17 protein-coding genes, 4 tRNA genes and 1 riboswitch are annotated in these 17,370 nt (G+C 42.7%); of the genes, 20 read left to right on the top strand and 1 reads right to left on the bottom strand.

Features of this window, described 5'->3' with window-relative positions:
* Position 1 precedes the first annotated feature (1 nt).
* From B9A22_RS26575 to B9A22_RS15690, 9 genes are all read left to right on the top strand, one after another.
* A complete protein-coding gene (locus B9A22_RS26575) occupies positions 2-169 on the top strand; it encodes a YqzL family protein (RefSeq protein WP_371361028.1) in 168 nt (55 codons plus the stop codon).
* Positions 160-900 (top strand): DNA repair protein RecO, encoded by a 741-nt coding sequence (recO, locus tag B9A22_RS15655; protein ID WP_084576892.1) that lies wholly within the window; start codon positions 160-162, stop codon positions 898-900. The genes B9A22_RS26575 and recO overlap by 10 nt, the downstream gene beginning before the upstream one ends.
* Positions 901-957: 57 nt before the next feature.
* Entirely contained in the window at positions 958-1,404 is a 447-nt protein-coding gene (locus B9A22_RS15660; protein WP_084576893.1) for a DUF4342 domain-containing protein, read from the top strand.
* Between the two features lie 106 nt (positions 1,405-1,510).
* Complete coding sequence (locus tag B9A22_RS25510; protein ID WP_176215550.1) at positions 1,511-1,663, top strand: hypothetical protein; 153 nt, start codon at positions 1,511-1,513, stop codon at positions 1,661-1,663.
* 1,156 nt (positions 1,664-2,819) lie between these two features.
* On the top strand, positions 2,820-3,638 hold the full coding sequence (locus B9A22_RS15670) for a hypothetical protein (protein ID WP_084576895.1): 819 nt from the start codon (positions 2,820-2,822) through the stop codon (positions 3,636-3,638).
* A 570-nt stretch (positions 3,639-4,208) separates the two neighbouring features.
* The gene (glyQ, locus tag B9A22_RS15675; RefSeq protein ID WP_084576896.1) at positions 4,209-5,084 is read left to right on the top strand and encodes a glycine--tRNA ligase subunit alpha; all 876 of its coding nucleotides are present in this window, start codon (positions 4,209-4,211) and stop codon (positions 5,082-5,084) included.
* Between the two features lie 3 nt (positions 5,085-5,087).
* Positions 5,088-7,151, top strand: a complete 2,064-nt coding sequence (glyS, locus tag B9A22_RS15680) for a glycine--tRNA ligase subunit beta (RefSeq protein ID WP_084576897.1) — start codon at positions 5,088-5,090, stop codon at positions 7,149-7,151.
* Positions 7,152-7,188: 37 nt separating this feature from the next.
* A complete protein-coding gene (ccpN, locus tag B9A22_RS15685) occupies positions 7,189-7,839 on the top strand; it encodes a transcriptional regulator CcpN (protein ID WP_084576898.1) in 651 nt (216 codons plus the stop codon).
* 23 nt (positions 7,840-7,862) lie between these two features.
* Positions 7,863-8,654, top strand: coding sequence for a pyruvate, water dikinase regulatory protein (locus tag B9A22_RS15690; RefSeq protein ID WP_281252398.1), 792 nt, complete (start codon positions 7,863-7,865; stop codon positions 8,652-8,654).
* A gap of 59 nt (positions 8,655-8,713) precedes the next feature.
* Here B9A22_RS15690 and B9A22_RS15695 read toward each other — a convergent pair whose 3' ends face one another.
* The gene (locus B9A22_RS15695) at positions 8,714-9,193 is read right to left on the bottom strand and encodes an LptA/OstA family protein (RefSeq protein WP_084576900.1); all 480 of its coding nucleotides are present in this window, start codon (positions 9,191-9,193) and stop codon (positions 8,714-8,716) included.
* 161 nt (positions 9,194-9,354) lie between these two features.
* Between B9A22_RS15695 and B9A22_RS15700 the strand changes: the two genes are divergently transcribed.
* The 11 genes from B9A22_RS15700 (at position 9,355) to B9A22_RS15750 (ending at position 17,370) form a co-directional block, all read left to right on the top strand.
* The gene (locus B9A22_RS15700; RefSeq protein WP_084576901.1) at positions 9,355-10,353 is read left to right on the top strand and encodes a deoxyguanosinetriphosphate triphosphohydrolase; all 999 of its coding nucleotides are present in this window, start codon (positions 9,355-9,357) and stop codon (positions 10,351-10,353) included.
* Between the two features lie 278 nt (positions 10,354-10,631).
* Positions 10,632-12,443, top strand: coding sequence for a DNA primase (dnaG, locus tag B9A22_RS15705; RefSeq protein WP_084576902.1), 1,812 nt, complete (start codon positions 10,632-10,634; stop codon positions 12,441-12,443).
* Positions 12,444-12,499: 56 nt separating this feature from the next.
* The gene (rpoD, locus tag B9A22_RS15710) at positions 12,500-13,606 is read left to right on the top strand and encodes an RNA polymerase sigma factor RpoD (RefSeq protein ID WP_176215551.1); all 1,107 of its coding nucleotides are present in this window, start codon (positions 12,500-12,502) and stop codon (positions 13,604-13,606) included.
* Positions 13,607-13,669: 63 nt separating this feature from the next.
* Positions 13,670-13,745 (top strand) — tRNA-Asn (locus B9A22_RS15715).
* Between the two features lie 58 nt (positions 13,746-13,803).
* Positions 13,804-13,878: transfer RNA gene (locus B9A22_RS15720), tRNA-Ile, on the top strand.
* Between the two features lie 9 nt (positions 13,879-13,887).
* Positions 13,888-13,962: transfer RNA gene (locus B9A22_RS15725), tRNA-Glu, on the top strand.
* 181 nt (positions 13,963-14,143) lie between these two features.
* Positions 14,144-14,219: transfer RNA gene (locus B9A22_RS15730), tRNA-Val, on the top strand.
* A gap of 101 nt (positions 14,220-14,320) precedes the next feature.
* Positions 14,321-15,010 (top strand): tRNA (adenine(22)-N(1))-methyltransferase, encoded by a 690-nt coding sequence (locus B9A22_RS15735; protein ID WP_084576904.1) that lies wholly within the window; start codon positions 14,321-14,323, stop codon positions 15,008-15,010.
* A complete protein-coding gene (locus B9A22_RS15740) occupies positions 15,001-16,119 on the top strand; it encodes a Nif3-like dinuclear metal center hexameric protein (RefSeq protein ID WP_084576905.1) in 1,119 nt (372 codons plus the stop codon). Before B9A22_RS15735 ends, B9A22_RS15740 begins: the two co-directional genes overlap by 10 nt.
* 80 nt (positions 16,120-16,199) lie before the next feature.
* A riboswitch (TPP riboswitch) is annotated at positions 16,200-16,310 on the top strand.
* A 71-nt stretch (positions 16,311-16,381) separates the two neighbouring features.
* A complete protein-coding gene (gene thiS, locus B9A22_RS15745) occupies positions 16,382-16,576 on the top strand; it encodes a sulfur carrier protein ThiS (protein WP_245824014.1) in 195 nt (64 codons plus the stop codon).
* Positions 16,577-16,581: 5 nt separating this feature from the next.
* Positions 16,582-17,370, top strand: coding sequence for a thiazole synthase (locus tag B9A22_RS15750; RefSeq protein WP_084576907.1), 789 nt, complete (start codon positions 16,582-16,584; stop codon positions 17,368-17,370).

Below are 17,370 nucleotides of genomic sequence, written 5' to 3' on the forward strand. Positions count from 1 at the left end.
AATGTGGGAGATTTTTTTAAGTACCGGTAATATCGATGCTTACCTTGCCTATCGTGCATGTTTAGATTGCCACACCAGCCAACCTGAATCAGTAGATGAATCTACTGAGCTATTAGCTGTACCAGAATATCTTTGGAATAATTTACTACGTGAGGTTAGATGGCAGTAGAGTATCAAACTGAAGCCATTCTGTTAGCGGCTCGCGATTGGAGCGACGCTGACAGAGTGGTCACTTTGTTTTCGCGCGAATATGGTATTGTCACCGCTATGGCGTATGGTGCCCGTAAACCAAAAAGCAAGCTGGGGGGCAGTCTGCAGCCGTTTTCTCATTTGAGTTTAGCAATGGCTACTGGCAAGGGAATGGATGCAATAAAGCAGTGTGAAGTACAAACTTCGTTCCGGAAAATTAAGGAAGATTTAACTAGGTTGGCTTATGCTAATTTTATTGCTGAATTAACAACAGGGCTGTGGCCGGAGCGACAGTCTGAACCTGAGGTATTTGATTCGCTGTTGTCAGTGTTAAATTTAATAGCAATTCGTAATCCACGTATTGCTGCACTGACAGGTGCATGGCATTTGATGGTATTGGCTGGGTTTCAGCCTGAATATGAACGCTGTGCGCGCTGCGGCAGGGAACTGAAGTTACCAGCCCATTTTAGTTTTCTTGATGGCGGTGGTATCTGTAGTGAATGCAGTCTGCCCAGCGCTGTAGAGTTTGAACAGTCAGATAAAGATTTTTTAGACAAATTGTTTGCTATTGATTTGAATGCACCAGGTCAGTTTGTTGTGAGTGCCAAGACGCTGGCTAGTGCCGAAAGACTGCTCTATGGTTTTGTACGGTATCAACTCGAACGTCCACTTAAGTCATTGGATTTTATTAACAGAATTAATGCCTTATAGCCTAGAATAATGATTTTATAATTGGGGATACTAACCCAAAACATTGGGGGTTATAAGATGGATATTAGTTTGGAAAAGATTGATTCGATTCGTGAACGCACAGGTGTATCTTACCGAGAAGCCAAAGAGGCTCTAGAGCGTAATGACGGCAATGTTATTGATACTCTGATTGAGCTGGAAGACAAGACTAAAAATAGTACGAACTGGACAGAAGAGTTTTCGGTGCGTTCGACTGAGGTCATTGATAAAGTGAAAGAACTCATTCGCGAAGGAAACGTCAACAAGATCCGTATTAAGCACGAAGGAAGGGTGTTGGCTGAAATACCTGTAGCACTTGGCGCTATCGGCGCTGTAGTCTTGCCGCAGCTTGCTGCATTGGGCGTCCTGGTGGCTGTGTTTAAACGCTGCACTATCGAGGTGGTACGAGAAGATATGGAGCAGGACAATGACCAAGCAGAAGAGCCTGAAGATGAAATGGACAAGTTTCCTAGAGATGCGTATTAGTATTTGATAAAGAAAATTTACTAGACAAATAGAATGACCTACGAAAAACTCCCCTAAGCGGGGAGTTTTTACTTTTATATGCCCAATCCCAAATTTTTCGCAATGTATGAATGCCGATAGCGTCTTTAATGTCAATAGCATTGGCAGCAGCATTAAAAGATTATGGGCTTGCTGTCTGGTAATAGGTCTGCCAGATTTTCTGCTTGGCAATAGTGCTCCTAATGGTTATCTTGCAGGTATTGGAGCAGTACTTTTCTAACGAGTCCGAATACTAAATTCTATTGTTGGCTTTCTTTTTGCGAATAGTAACTCGCTCCTTATTCTTGACATCCTCTATCACAGGGATAACAAGTCAGATATTCTTAAGCCAAAGTCAATACCTAGCACTACCTTCTTTTTATGTTTAGCGATTCATGTTATCAGTTTGCTTTTTATCGCGAATCGGCTGAACGGAGTCCATTGTTAATAGCCTCGCAGTCAATCTATCTTATTGAATTCTAATATACAATATGACAGATAATAAATAAGACTCCTGCCAATAATCATAATAAAAGCCCTACAAACCCAAGGATACTAAGGGTTAGTGAACTTGTATGAATCTGACAAAATGTAATTGTGACAGATTCGATTTCTATGTTAATGTCATTAGAGATTAGTATTCTTGACGCAACCTAGTAAGTTTAGGGTAGGGCTTCCGCTAATGGTATTGTTACTTGTTTTCTTGGTATGTCAGCAATATGAGAGCGGTATGGCTTTGGCTCTAACAATATCATAGCTGGCGTAAGAGGACTATGTTCGCATATATAAGTAAATTATTGGCGGAAATTTATGTGTAAGGCTGCCGATTATTTCAAATGAGGGAGAAGTCACTATTTCTGTGATCCTTCACCTTCTTCCTATTATTTGATATAATGGAAATTAATTGATTAGTGAAGGAGTAATATATTTATGTTCATTTTGAAGAGTATCTTATTCGCTTTCATTATTGTTAGCTTAACGCCAATATATCTCTTATACTTTGGTTTAACATTAGCAATTATAATACTAGAAATAACTACGCCTCCTACAACCCCTCCAGTAAATGTATCTGAAAGTGAAGGAATGACAATAGGTTTTAGGCTCATGGAAGTATTGTTTACTAAGCCTATTTTCTTCGTTAAGCAAATTTATAATCAGATTTTTTGACATCAAACCTCACCGCAAGCTTTAGAGCGTTCAATATATTGCCACTAAGGGTTTCTGTGACAAAATATACAAGCCTTAAAACACCTTTAATAGCGTTTGTTATTGTCTGAAATATAAGATCAATGTATATGCCGAAATATATCTTGAAAAGTGTTACTGGCAATATGTGAGAGGTCAAGTAAAAATGTACTAAAAAAGGTATAGTTACCACTCACAGGAGGGGAGTTGAGTTGGTTATGAAAGGAATTTTTATTTGCGCGGTCATAGTATTGGCAGGGATAATTTCATTTGTTGTTGGAGAGTACAATCACGTATTAGGAGAAATTTTAGGAATGGCTATGGTACAACCATTTTTAATTATTGCTCTTATAATAGTGTTCTTAATCTTATATAGCGGATTTCGTAGGATTTTTAATAAAGAGGAAAAAGAAAAAATAATAGAAAAATTTACTGAAAGTGAAAAAGAAAAATCAAACAGTCCAAATGATTATAGTGACCTATATTTAGCGCGAAGTATATTAACTAATGAATTGATAGAGTATCAAATTCTAAACAAGGAAAAATTAATGTTCGGGAGAAGCAGGTGTATTTTAAATCAAGGTAAAGTTCATTCAATTACGCTATATTCTGGACATGCAAATAAGGAAATAGTTCTTCAAGTTAGCGAGGAGATAGCTGGTCTGAAATACCTCATTAAGGATAGTCAATCTATTATCGGAAGTATAAAAATTACTGATAAGGGATTAAGTTTTAATAATATAGATAATATTTCAATATATACAGCAACTCCAGAAAATGTAACCGATGATGGTTTTGGAGCGGTTGCCGATTGGGCAATAGCCTTAGACACATTGCAAGGATATTCTAGTTCAAGTAAATTCAATTATTTTATGCTAAAAGGAGAATGTAACGAAACATTAGGCAAATATTATATGTCCTTGAGAAATATAGATTTAACCCCTGACACAAATAGCAAATTTGACAGACGAATTGCGACTATATTTTCGATATTTCTTGACACTACATTAATTGGCAATCTTGGTAGGTGATATGATAGCAAGCCACGGATATGTGTGAATGTGAATTTGTTGTAGTGGGAAGGGGGCTTCCGTTTATAGTACCAGTACTTGTTTCCTTTAGGGTATGCATCCACCTATGACAGCATCTCAAAGGATTATGTAATTTACGTAATCAAAAATATGTTAATATAGAATTTCATTAAAAATTTTGCTTGGGTATGTATGCTGAAAAGTAAGAAGTCCTTGATTTTCCTGTATTTCCATGATAAAATTTTGAACATTGGGTACTATAGCTAATAGATAAAACTATACAGCGATTAGAGTCGACAATTACGGCAATGCGGGAATAAGTAACCTTTTTCATGCAGCGAACCAGGGAGAGTGTAAGCCTGGTATTTAAAGGTGAAAGGCCTTCCCAAGCTGCAGGAGGAAATCCGGAGGTCGTAGATCTTGCGGAAAGTAAAGCTTGCAATATATTAAGGTGGGGTGTTTTATACACCCAATCAGGGTGGAACCGCGGGAATAACATCTCGTCCCTGTAACTTGAACATAAGTTACTGGGACAAGATGTTTTTATTTTTTAGTAGGAGGTCAACGTTTATGACATTCCAGGAGATAATCCTGACACTGCAAAATTTTTGGGCAGAACAAAATTGTATAATTCAACAGCCTTATGATGTGGAGAAAGGTGCTGGTACTATGAATCCGGCAACTTTCTTACGAGCGCTGGGACCTGAGCCATGGAATGTGGCTTATGTTGAGCCCTCACGCCGTCCGGCTGACGGGCGTTATGGTGACAACCCTAACCGCCTGTTCCAGCATCATCAGTATCAAGTCATTATGAAGCCGTCACCGTCCAATATTCAGGAATTATATTTAGCCAGCCTGGCTAAGCTGGGAATTGATCCAGCTAAACACGATATCCGGTTTGTTGAGGATAACTGGGAATCACCAACACTAGGCGCTTGGGGTCTAGGCTGGGAAGTATGGCTGGATGGTATGGAAATCACTCAATTTACCTACTTCCAGCAAGTAGGCAGTATTGATGTGAAACCGGTATCTGTAGAAATTACCTATGGCTTAGAACGGTTGGCTATGTATATTCAGGGAAAAGAAAATGTTTTTGATATCGAATGGGTAAATGGCATTACTTATGGCGATGTTTTCCACCGCAATGAAGTGGAGCAGTCTTATTATAATTTTGAAATCGCCGATACTGAGCTGCTGTTTAAGCTATTTGACATGTATGAAAAAGAAGCCATTAGAGTCATTGAACTGGGTTATGTGCTACCGGCATATGACTATGTGTTAAAGTGCTCCCACAGCTTCAATCTGCTCGGTTCCCGCGGTGCGATCAGTGTCAGTGAGCGTACTGGCTTTATTGGTAGAGTACGAAACCTGGCACGCCTCTGTGCTCAAGGCTATCTGGAGCAGCGCGAAAAGCTGGGCTACCCGCTCCTAAAGGGAGGTAAATAAGCTATGACCAACGATTTATTGTTAGAAATAGGTACAGAAGAAATCCCAGCAAAGTTTATGCCTGGTGCGTTGGCGCAACTGGAAAGTGCTGCTAAAACGAAACTGGCAGAACTCAGAATTATCCATGGTGAAGTCCGGGCTGTCGGCACACCGCGCCGTATGGCTGTAATTGTAAAAGAAGTGGCTGCAAGCCAAGCAGATAAGCATAGTGAAAATAAAGGTCCGTCAGTAAAAATTGCTTTTGGTCCAGATGGTGCACCTACTAAAGCGGCATTAGGCTTTGCCCGGGGCCAGGGGATTGATCCGGCGGCACTTGTTGTTAAAGATGACTATATATATGCTATCGTCCAGGAAGTCGGCCGGCCGGTTGCAGAGCTCCTGCCCGGGCTTTTAACCGATATTGTAAATAATATGTCGTTTCCTAAGAACATGCGCTGGGGCGATCTGGACATGCGGTTTGTTCGTCCAATCCGCTGGGTGGTTGCATTATTTGGTAGCCAAGTCGTTCCTTTTACCCTGCCGGGTGTGGCTTCAGGCAATGTTACGCGTGGACATCGTTTCCTGGGACAGGCCGAGGTAGAAGTAAACTCAGTTGAAGATTACTTTGCTCGGCTCGGCGAAAACTTTGTCATGGTTGATCAAGACGTACGCCGTCGTGTAATCAGAGAGCAAATCGAAACCTTAGCAGTAAGCAGGGGCGGAACAGCAACTATTGATGAAGAATTGCTGGAAGAAGTAGTCTATCTGGTAGAATACCCGACAGCACTGTGTGGCAATTTCGAAGAAAAATATCTCAGTCTGCCACCTGAAGCTATTATTACTCCTATGCGTGAACATCAGCGGTATTTCCCTGTTATCGATAAAGCTGGAAAACTGCTGCCTATATTTATCACAGTTAGAAATGGCGGCTCAGACCATATTGATATTGTTCGCCATGGTAATGAGCGAGTTCTTAGGGCAAGACTGGCAGATGCCCAGTTCTTTTTTGAAGAAGACCAAAAAGTGCCATTAGCCAACCGCGTAGAGAAACTTAAGTCTATTGTATTCCAAGAGGGATTGGGAACTCTTTATGATAAAGTTTTACGTTTAGAGCGTCTGGCTTCTGGGGTTGGGCAAATGCTTGGGAGTAGCCAGAGCGAACTAGATGTTGTTAATCGCGGTGCTCATTTGGCCAAAGCCGACTTAGTGACAGGTATGGTTAATGAATTTACCGAGCTGCAGGGTATCATGGGCCGGGAATACGCCCGGTTAAGCGGCGAACAGGCTGAAGTTGCCGATGCTGTTTTTGAGCATTACCTGCCACGGTTTGCCGGGGATGTATTGCCGCAGTCAACTGCTGGACGTTTAATCAGTATAGCCGACAAGATGGATAATATTGTGGCCACCTTCAGCCGGGGACTGCTGCCGACAGGTTCTCAAGACCCTTATGCGCTGAGACGTCAGGCTCTTGGCATAGTAAACATTTTAATTGACGCTAAATACCACGCCTCCTTAGCAGCTATAGCAGGGCAGGCCATGGACTTACTAGGAATTAGCGACAATGAACGACGGACTAAACTATTAGCAGATATCCAGGAGTTTTTCCGTCTGCGCATTAAAAATATTCTAACTGACGAAAACCTCAGATATGACATGATTGACGCTGTATTGGCAGCCGGTATTGACGATATTTATGATACCTGGTTGAGAGCTAAAGCCATGGCAGTAGAGGGTGGAACCATTGCTATGCAAAAGGCAGTGCAGGCCCTTGTACGGGTGGGGAATCTGGCGAAAAATGCTGGGTCGGAAACCATTGAACCAGGTTTATTTTCCACCGAGGCTGAACACGCTTTGTATAAGGCTTATGTAGAAGCCAGCACGGTGATTGAAAAGTACCAAATAGAGAAAAATTATCAGGGCGTACTTACCGTATTGGCTGGTATGGCTGCGCCAATTGACGCCTTTTTCGGTGCTGTTATGGTTATGGTAGAAGATACTGCTGTTAAAAACAACCGCTTGGCTTTGCTCAAAGCTATATCCGGTCTGTCAGCGCAAACTGCTGATTTATCTAAAATTGTCATTATGTAGTTGATTTACGCCCGTGAGCGAAGGGGGTGGCAAGGTATTGGGGTTAACGGCACGGCAAGAGAAAATTGCTGAGATGGTCAGGACTTTAGGGCCGATTACAGGAGAACAGATTGCTGAGCGTCTTAATGTGACCAGAGCGGCACTCAGGCCTGACTTGGCTATCCTGGTTATGTCCGGTATGGTGGATGCCCGTCCCAAAGTAGGCTACTTTTATACCGGAAAGAATGCGTTAAGCATGGTTACTGAACAAGTGAGCCGAATCAAGGTACAGGATATACAATCAGTACCTGTTGTTGTCACCTCAGGTACAAGTGCGTATGATGCTGTTGTTACCATGTTTCTTGAGGATGTAGGCTCGGTATTTGTCGTTGAGCCAGGAGGAATCCTAGCCGGGGTGGTGTCTCGTAAAGACGTGCTTAAGGTAGCTATGGGGGGGAGCGACCTTCATAAGATGCCGGTTAAAGTGCTGATGACTCCTATGCCCAAGATTGTGGTAACATCTCCAGACGAACCTGTTTTAACAGCGGCAAAGAAAATTATCGACAACGAGGTAGACAGTCTGCCAGTTGTTTTGCTGGCCAATCATCAAGGCGCGAAAGTCTATGAAGTGGTCGGACGGCTTACCAAAACTAATATCGCCAGATTGTTCGTTGAACTTGGCGAGGGACGAGGAGGGGAACAGCTATAGCTAACCTGCCGATTATTTATGCATTGTCAGATTCTATTGGCGAAACTGCTGAGATGGTGGCTCGTGCTACCGCCAGTCAGTTTAACTCCGGAGAATTTGATATTATTAGAATCCCATATATCAACTCGGTAGAACAAATTGCTGAAACAGTGCGAGAAGCGGCTAAACATAGCAGTGTTATTTGTCATACCTTAGTGTCTGCTGATTTGCGCGAAGCGCTGCTGGAACAAGCTCAGGAACACAATATTCCTACAATTGATATTATGGGCCCTATGATTCATGCTGTACAAAATGTTTCAGGTATGGTTCCACGGCTCAAACCGGGCCTGATCCATAAGCTGGATCAGGAATATTTTAAACGAGTGGAAGCAGTGGAATTTGCCGTTAAATACGATGATGGCAAAAACCCGCTGGGCCTCTTAAAAGCCGACATTGTTATTATTGGTGTATCACGTACCTCGAAAACCCCACTTAGTATGTATTTGGCTCATAAGAAAGTTAAAGTGGCTAATGTGCCACTTGTACCAGAAGCACCGCTGCCGCAGGAGCTTTTCCAAGTTCCATCACACCGGATTGTCGGCTTGATTATTGATAAGTTTAAGCTTAATGAGATTCGTTGTGAACGCCTAAAGACTATGGGGTTAGCACCTGATGCCAGCTATGCCAATATTGGGCGGATACATGAGGAACTTGATTATGCCCGCTTAATTATGCGGCGGCTGGACTGCCCGGTAATCGATGTCTCAAACAAGGCAATAGAAGAGACGGCCAATCGCATACTAGAAGTAGTTCAGAAAAATAAATTGGCAAAATAACCAATAAAAACGTCCCTGGTGCAGTTCAGTTTTGAACTGTTTTCCAGGGACGTTTCTGGTTATAAAAAACAATTTTGATCAACATTGTAGCTTACAGAATCGGCCGTCCAATTGGTACCGCCCTCGGATACGCGGACATTGCCGTTGAAAACGGCGACTCTGGTACGCCAGTTAAAGTCGACACTGTCAGCGCCAATTGAGAGGTTGTTCCGTGATAGGTTTACGCCACCGTCAATCTTCGCATGGTCCTTGGTGCCATAAACATAAACACTATCACCGGTAAAATAGATGTCACGCTGCTTTACAGTTATGCCGCCTGAGGCCCATACTTCTAACGTAGCTGGATTTACCTTGGCTTGGCCAGCAGTAATGGTCCTGTTTTTAACTTCAATGTAAACGTTGCCATTTAAAACATACAGGCCTGTATTAATATCAAAGTATGTACGTTCAGCAGTTATAATTGGTTTGGCGGCCGATGCAATGCCTGTTAAAAGAATAAATACTAAAAGAGTGGATAAAAATATTCTATTATATTTCACTCCATTCCCTCCTTTCTCACATCTATTATAGCAAATAATTCTAGAAGACGCCTATAGGAAATATATGTAGTGTGAATTTGAAATGTTACTACTTATGTCTCAGCTATCAAAAAAAGGTAAACAATGGTATAATAATAGGTAAGAAAAGGAGGCTTGACAGCATGAAAGTTCGTGAACGCATTGAACAACAGGAATTTAAAATATTATCACCCTATGCTGCGAAAAGTCGCGAAGCCGTCCGGGATAGGGAAGAACCGTTGTGTGATTTCCGTACCGCCTTTCAACGAGACAGGGATCGAATCATTCATAGTAAATCCTTTAGACGACTTAAACATAAAACACAAGTATACATATCCCCTGGCGACCATTATCGTATGAGAATGACACACAGCCTGGAAGTTGCGCAAATATCCCGAACAGTTGCCCGTGGCCTGATGCTTAACGAAGATTTGACCGAAGCAATTGCAGTAGGCCATGATGTTGGCCATACACCGTTTGGGCATGCTGGTGAATATGCTTTACGCGAATTGATTGGCCATTATAGTCACAATGAGCAAAGCTTGCGAGTGGTGGAACATCTTGAACGGGGCGGGCAGGGTCTTAACCTGACTGCCGAAGTTAGGGACGGTATTCTAAACCATACTGGCGACAATAAACCATTTACACTTGAAGGCAGTATCGTTCGCATTGGTGACCGAATTGCGTACCTTTGCCATGACTATGATGACGGCATTCGTGCTGGCATGTTAAACCCCTCTGATTTACCAACCAATGTAAGTAAAGTGTTAGGTACAAACCCATCAAGCATGATCACTGTAATGGTATCTGATATTATTACCGAGTCTGAAGGGAAAAATGAGATTATTATGTCCAGCCGTGTCAAAGCGGCTATGGATGAGTTTCGCGAGTTTATGTTTAAAAGAATCTATCATTCAAATGAACTTGAGCCTGACCGGAAAAAGGCCAAATATATTGTCAGTAAACTGTTCGAGTATTACGTCGATAACCCCGGAAGTCTTCCCCAGGAGTTTCTGGAGCGGGAAGAACGCTGGGGATTACAGACGGTAGTGATTGACTACATTGCTGGTTTGACTGATCTATACGCTATTAAGCAATTTGAAAAACTATTCATCCCAGCTACCTGGGGGATACCAAAATAGTTCGCAGAGCTTAACCAATAAGCTCTGTGTTTTTTTGAGCAAATATTATCATTGTTGTCAAGATGTAAAAGAGGAATTTTATTATTTATATTGAATAATAATTATTAAATCAAAAGATGATAAGAAAGGCTATATAAACAACTTTCTATGACGTACACTCTTTTGGCAGGAATATTAGTCTTAATGTAGAATAAAGTCAAAGCTTGGAACTATTTGCATATTCCGCATCCTCAAAAAATTTAGCAGGGAATTTTGTCAAACCTGGATAAGGTGAGTTAATGAAAGATGCAGTTTTCGATGATTTTATCGATAGATTGCGGTCAGAGAGCGACATTGTCAGCGTTGTTTCCGATTATGTGTCGCTAAAAAAGAAAGGGAAAAATTATTGGGGTTGTTGTCCCTTCCACAACGAGAAAACGCCATCGTTTTCAGTAAACCCAGACAAAGGTTTTTTCTATTGCTTTGGTTGTCAGAGCGGGGGCAATGTTTTTAACTTTTTAATGAAGGTTGAAAACAATACTTTCTTTGAAGCGGTAAAACTGCTGGCAAAAAAACTTAATATTCCTTTGCCTGAAAAGGAAAAGTCACCGCGTGAGCAAGCCAGAGACCTGGAACTTGCCAAAATATATCAGGTGAATGAGTTAGCCAGAGATTTTTTTCACGCCTGTTTAACTAAAACCAATTATGGCAAAGCTGCCCGTGAGTATTTGGCTAATCGGGGCATCTCTGACGAAATGATTGATTTTTTTAAACTAGGGTTTGCGCCGCCGCCATGGGATAAACTATCATTAACCTTCAGTGAACGTGGTATAGCTCTTGATATACTGCTAAAATCGGGTTTATCTGCCGCGCGCACTTCAGGAGATGGTGTTTATGACCGATTCCGTAACCGGATTATGTTTCCCATAAGTGATGTAAGAGGGCGGGTGGTTGGTTTTGGTGGCAGGGTTTTAGACAATAGTCAACCCAAATACCTTAATTCGCCGGAAACTGAGATTTTTAATAAGCGGCATGTCTTATATGGATTTGAACATGCTTATAAGCATATTCGTGATTCTAGCCAGGTTGTTATCGTTGAAGGCTATATGGATGTTATAACACTATATAGTCAGGGTATCAAGAATGTAGTAGCATCACTAGGCACAGCGTTTACGTCTGAGCAGGCTAGAAACCTTATTAAGCTTAACGCCGAGCTACTGTTCTCCTATGACGCAGATGCGGCCGGGCAGAATGCTACCGTCCGGGCACTTGAGACAGTGCGTTCGTTAGGGGCAGCCATTAAAGTAGTATCTGTGCCTGATGGCAAAGACCCAGACGAATTTATCAGGAAACATGGCAGTGAGGCTTTCCGGGATTTGATCAAGTCGGCGCAGCCGCTCTTAGATTATCAGCTTGAGCGAGCACTGAAATCAGATGATTATTCCACCGTTCAAGGTAAAATTGCTGTTGTCGGTAAGTTAGCGCCTATTTTGGCTGAAGCAGATAATGCAGTGGAAGTAAACGCTCATATTACCCGTTTGTCTCAAGTTCTTGCTGTTGATGAAAGCGCATTAAGAAGCGAGATAACAAAGTATATTCTTCAAGCCAAAAAGGATAAAAATGTAAAAAGTGGGAAAACTGTAAATATTGCACTCCTATATAAGCAGCCAGCTCCGGCAGTAGTGCAGGCTGAGCGTCAGCTTATTAGGATGATGTGTGATGATTTATCGCTTATCCCTTATGTGTTTGCTAAAATTTCACCACAAGAAGTACAAGGCGTTCTGCAGCAGGAGATAATTAATTTCATATTTAATGCGTATAATATGGAAAAAAATATAACACAGGCGGCGATAAATGCCGGTGTAAATAGCCTGAGTGAAAAAGCAAACAGTGAGTTTTCGCATATTATGTTGATGGAGACCCAATTTGACGATGTGGCCAAATTGGTCGACGATTGTATTAAAACAATGCAGTTAGCACATCTAACCGTATTGTACGAACAACACCGGCTGATGGCCGATGAATTAGAACGCATGGGGGATAGTGGTTTTCTGCAGGAATTGGCGGAAAGCCAGCGAATTAAACATGAAATCAGCAAATTACATCACTAATAATCAAGGATTAAACCATTTATTACCGTCAAATGCCAGAGGAAGGGGGGAAAACTATGGCCGATAAGAAAACTACGTCCGGTGAGCAAGTCAATGAGCTTTTACACAAAGCTAAAAAACGTGGTGTGTTAACGTATTCTGAAATTATGGATACCATGCAGACAGAAGATATGAGCCCTGATGAAATTGACGATATGTATGAAATCTTTAGCAACAAGGGCATTGAAATTGTTGACGAAGTTCCAGATGCCGAATTAATTGAAGGCCCAGACATGTCCGAGATGGAAGCAACGGCCGAAGAAGTAGATATAGATCTCACCATTCCTGAAGGCATTAGTATTGATGATCCTGTTCGGATGTATCTCAAGGAAATTGGCAGGGTACCACTTTTAACTGCAGATGAAGAGATTAAACTGGCCAAACGTATGGAACAGGGTGATGAGGAGGCTAAACGCCGGCTGGCTGAGGCTAACCTTAGGCTTGTTGTAAGTATTGCAAAACGTTATGTTGGCCGTGGGATGCTTTTTCTTGATCTTATTCAAGAAGGTAATTTAGGCTTAATCAAGGCTGTAGAAAAGTTTGACTACAACAAGGGGTATAAGTTCAGTACGTATGCTACCTGGTGGATACGTCAGGCAATAACCAGAGCTATTGCTGACCAAGCGCGTACCATTCGTATTCCAGTTCACATGGTTGAAACCATTAATAAGCTTATTAGGGTATCACGTCAGCTCCTGCAGGAATTAGGCCGGGAGCCGGCACCTGAAGAAGTTGCCAAAGCTATGGATGTCAGTGTTGAACGGGTACGGGAGATTATGAAAATAGCTCAGGAACCCGTATCGCTGGAAACTCCGATTGGTGAAGAAGAAGACTCTCATTTGGGAGACTTTATTGAGGATCAGGATGCTCCAGCTCCAGCCGAAGCCGCATCATTTATGCTACTTAAGGAACAGTTGGAGGAAGTGCTTGAAACACTTACTCCGCGTGAAGAAAAGGTGCTTCGTCTTCGATTTGGTCTAGATGATGGTCGGGCGCGGACGCTTGAAGAAGTAGGGCAGTATTTCGGTGTTACGCGCGAACGTATTCGCCAGATAGAAGCTAAAGCGCTGCGAAAACTCCGTCATCCTAGCCGGAGCAAAAAGTTGAAAGATTTTCTTGAATAAAAATTAAATAAAGCACTTGACGTAATACGGACATTGTTTTATAATAATCAACGTTGGCGATATTCCTCGATAGCTCAGTTGGTAGAGCAATCGGCTGTTAACCGATCGGTCGTAGGTTCGAGTCCTACTCGAGGAGCCAGTTATTATTAAGCTGATTAAACAGGCTTTCCTTCGGAAAACCTGTTTTAATATCTCTAGGGCCTATAGCTCAGCGGTAGAGCAGCCGGCTCATAACCGGCTGGTCCCTGGTTCGATCCCAGGTGGGCCCACCATTTATTATTGGCCCGTTGGTCAAGCGGTTAAGACACCGCCCTTTCACGGCGGTATCAAGGGTTCGATTCCCTTACGGGTCACCATAAGCAGCGAACCAGGTTCTCACGAGCCGATAGGCGAAATGAGAACCTGAGTGAGTCGCTTACTTCCGAGCGGTAGTGATAAGCAGAGAGCCAGGTCTTTTAGGAGCGAGAGCGACGCGAAAACCTGTGCGAATCGCTTAGTTCTGAGCAATAGCGAAGAACATCCTTATACTAGTTACACGGGCGATTAGCTCAGCCGGGAGAGCGCCTGCCTTACAAGCAGGATGTCGGCAGTTCGATCCTGTCATCGCCCACCATGCAAAAAACCTGCGAAATAACTTCGCAGGTTTTTTGCTATACATCTGATTAGTGTTTATTCATCGTGCTTACTAACAGGAATTTGACAGGAGGGCTATTAGTGAAATTAGGTCAGCGGCTAAAGGCGATAGCAGATATGGTCCCCAGCGGATCAACACCGGCTGATATCGGCACAGACCATGCATATTTGCCAATATACCTTGTACAGCAGAATATTGTTCCCTGCGCCATAGCAGGAGATGTTCACCAAGGTCCGTATTTATCAGCTCAAAATGCTGTCGCATCAGTACATTTAGAACATCATATTTTCGTCCGGCTAGGTAATGGGCTTGAGGTTGTTAAGCCTGGTGAGGCTGATGTTGTGGTTATCGCCGGCATGGGTGGTGCAACTATTATTGATATCTTGCGCTCCTGTCCCGAAGTAACGCGAACACTGAAGCGACTTATTTTACAGCCCATGATTGCCGCCTCTCTTGTTCGCAACTGGTTGCATACTCATAGTTGGCAGATTGTTGAAGAGCAGTTGGTGGAAGAAGATGGGAAACTTTATCAAATTATCGCTGCCGAACCGGGTGAAAGCCCCGCATTTGAAACAGTGCTAAATGAGATTGGGCCGCTGCTCTGGCAGACAAAGCATCCTTTGCTACAACTGCATATTAATGAACTAATCAAGCATTTGCGCGGCGTGCTATCAGCTATGCAGGGCAGCCCGGATGCCGTGCATTCTGATAAATACAGAGAGTATGCCAGCCGACTTAAAGAGCTGGAGGATAAGCTGCTATGCCTATAAAATGCAGTGATATCATCAAAAAACTTGAGCAACTGGCTCCAAAGCACTTAGCTGAGGATTGGGATAATGTTGGACTGCTTCTTGGCAGCCCTAATCAAGTGATACATAAAATTATGGTTACCCTAGACGTAGATCAGGAAGTTGTCAGTGAGTCTATTGCAGCAGGCGCAGATTTAATTATTGCTCATCATCCAATGATATTTAAAGGTATTACCAATATCCGCACTGACTCGCCGTACGGCAGTATGATATCATCCTTGATTAAAGCTGATATAGCCGTATATGCAGCGCATACTAATCTTGACAGCGCTCCTGGCGGTGTCAATGACGTATTAGCCCAAAAGTTTAATCTGAAAGATGTTAAGCCATTGACTACTGTATATCAAGAACAGCTTCATAAGCTTATCGTGTTTGTTCCGGGTACACATGTTGAACAGGTACGAAGTGCTATGACTGAGGCTGGCGCAGGTCATATTGGCAATTACAGTCATTGTACTTTTTTAACTCAGGGCACGGGAACTTTTTTGCCGTTACCTAACACAAAGCCGTTCATTGGTGAACAGGGTAAAATGGAGTATGTTGATGAATGTCGTCTGGAAACAGTTTTACCGGCGCGTTTACGTTCTAGCATAATTAGCGCGATGTTGGCAGCACATCCTTATGAAGAAGTTGCATATGATGAATATTTGCTGCTAAATGAAGGATCTGCGTATGGGCTAGGGCGAGTAGGCCACCTTAGTAGCCCGTTGTGTCTTGATGACTTTATCAGTCAGGTAAAAATAGCATTAAATATTAATTCGCTAAAAGTGGCAGCTACAGTAAATACCCTAATACGAAGAGCAGCAGTATGTGGCGGTAGTGGAGCTGGTTTGATAAAAAATGCAATCCAGGCTGGCGCAGACGTCTTAGTAACTGGCGACGTAAAATATCATGAAGCCCAGCAGGCGGTTGCCGAAGGGCTGGCAATTGTTGATGCCGGTCATTTTGCTACTGAACAACCGGTAGTGGAATGTATCGCTGACTATTTAAACCATTGTTCTGCAAAAAACTCCTGGAACGTTCCAATTATTACTCGAAATATAACTAAAGATATATTCACAACGTATTAGGTAGATTTGTTCAGTATCGTACAACTATAAAGAGTTTGACGATTGGCTAATGCTGGTATAAAATAATTTATATAAGTGAATCGAGTGGCCGAGGGAGCTCATGTTATGGGCTGAGAGTGGAACTAGTAAGTTTCTTACCTCTAATACCTGATCAGGATAATACCTGCGGAGGGAGGTCGTGTGTAATTGTAATTGTGCGCGTCATTACCGTTCGGGGGCGTGCTTTTTTTATTGTAAAAAAAAAGGAGGAACAACTTTGCGCTTGACTGTAAATGGTAAAGAACTGCTTGTAGCAGCTGGTCCTAATATTGCCGAGTTTGTTGTTAACCAAGGATTTAACCCTAATATTATTGTGGTTGAGTACAACCAAAAAATAGTTAAAAAGGAAGATTGGCAAGCCATTGTTTTACAACCCGAAGACTGCCTTGAAGTAGTCACTTTTGTAGGAGGAGGCTGATTTCTATGGAGAATAAACTAGCTGGAGACCTTTTAACAATCGGTGGTAAGGAGCTGACCAGTCGTTTGTTTTTAGGGACAGGAAAATTTGCAAACAACAGGCTTATTCCAGAAGTAGTCAGAGCCTCTGGGTCACAGGTAGTAACAGTAGCTTTGCGGCGGGTAGACCCTAACAATAAGGAAGAAAACATAGTTGGCTACATCCCGAAAGAGTGTACGCTGATGCCCAATACATCAGGTGCCAGAACAGCAGATGAAGCTGTTCGTATTGCTCGGTTAGCCAGGGCAGCAGGGTGTGGTAACTGGATTAAGATTGAGGTTATTTCTGATAATCGTTATTTGCTCCCAGATAACATCGAGACGATTAAAGCCACCGAAATTTTAGCCGCTGAAGGTTTTGTGGTGCTTCCCTATATGAGCCCTGATTTAATGTCTGCAAAACGTTTGGTAGAAGCCGGTGCAGCAGCTGTCATGCCTTTGGGAGCGCCAATAGGTACCAATCGCGGTCTTAAAACCAAAGAGTTAGTAAAAATTATTATTGAAGAGATTGCATTGCCAATTATTGTTGATGCCGGTATTGGCCGCCCGTCTGAAGCGGCTGAAGCTATGGAAATGGGGGCGGCCGCTGTACTCGTTAATACTGCTGTAGCAACAGCCAGCAACCCGGTAGTAATGGCTGAAGCCTTTGGCTTAGCTGTTGCCGCCGGCCGCAAAGCATATCTCGCTGGTCCTGGTGCTATTCAGGATTATGCGGATGCTTCGTCGCCGTTAACCGGCTTTTTGCATGATTGCTGA

Origin of the sequence: Sporomusa malonica (genome assembly GCF_900176355.1) — a bacterium.
Taxonomy (GTDB): domain Bacteria; phylum Bacillota; class Negativicutes; order Sporomusales; family Sporomusaceae; genus Sporomusa; species Sporomusa malonica.

Bases quoted from the DNA above. Each gene is read 5' to 3' on its own strand.
- B9A22_RS26575 (WP_371361028.1), top strand. From the start codon at position 2: ATGTGGGAGATTTTTTTAAGTACCGGTAATATCGATGCTTACCTTGCC.
- recO (WP_084576892.1), top strand. From the start codon at position 160: ATGGCAGTAGAGTATCAAACTGAAGCCATTCTGTTAGCGGCTCGCGAT.
- rpoD (WP_176215551.1), top strand. From the start codon at position 12,500: ATGGCCGATAAGAAAACTACGTCCGGTGAGCAAGTCAATGAGCTTTTA.
- B9A22_RS15660 (WP_084576893.1), top strand. From the start codon at position 958: ATGGATATTAGTTTGGAAAAGATTGATTCGATTCGTGAACGCACAGGT.
- B9A22_RS25510 (WP_176215550.1), top strand. From the start codon at position 1,511: ATGAATGCCGATAGCGTCTTTAATGTCAATAGCATTGGCAGCAGCATT.
- B9A22_RS15700 (WP_084576901.1), top strand. From the start codon at position 9,355: ATGAAAGTTCGTGAACGCATTGAACAACAGGAATTTAAAATATTATCA.
- B9A22_RS15750 (WP_084576907.1), top strand. From the start codon at position 16,582: ATGGAGAATAAACTAGCTGGAGACCTTTTAACAATCGGTGGTAAGGAG.
- glyS (WP_084576897.1), top strand. From the start codon at position 5,088: ATGACCAACGATTTATTGTTAGAAATAGGTACAGAAGAAATCCCAGCA.
- dnaG (WP_084576902.1), top strand. From the start codon at position 10,632: ATGAAAGATGCAGTTTTCGATGATTTTATCGATAGATTGCGGTCAGAG.
- B9A22_RS15740 (WP_084576905.1), top strand. From the start codon at position 15,001: ATGCCTATAAAATGCAGTGATATCATCAAAAAACTTGAGCAACTGGCT.
- glyQ (WP_084576896.1), top strand. From the start codon at position 4,209: ATGACATTCCAGGAGATAATCCTGACACTGCAAAATTTTTGGGCAGAA.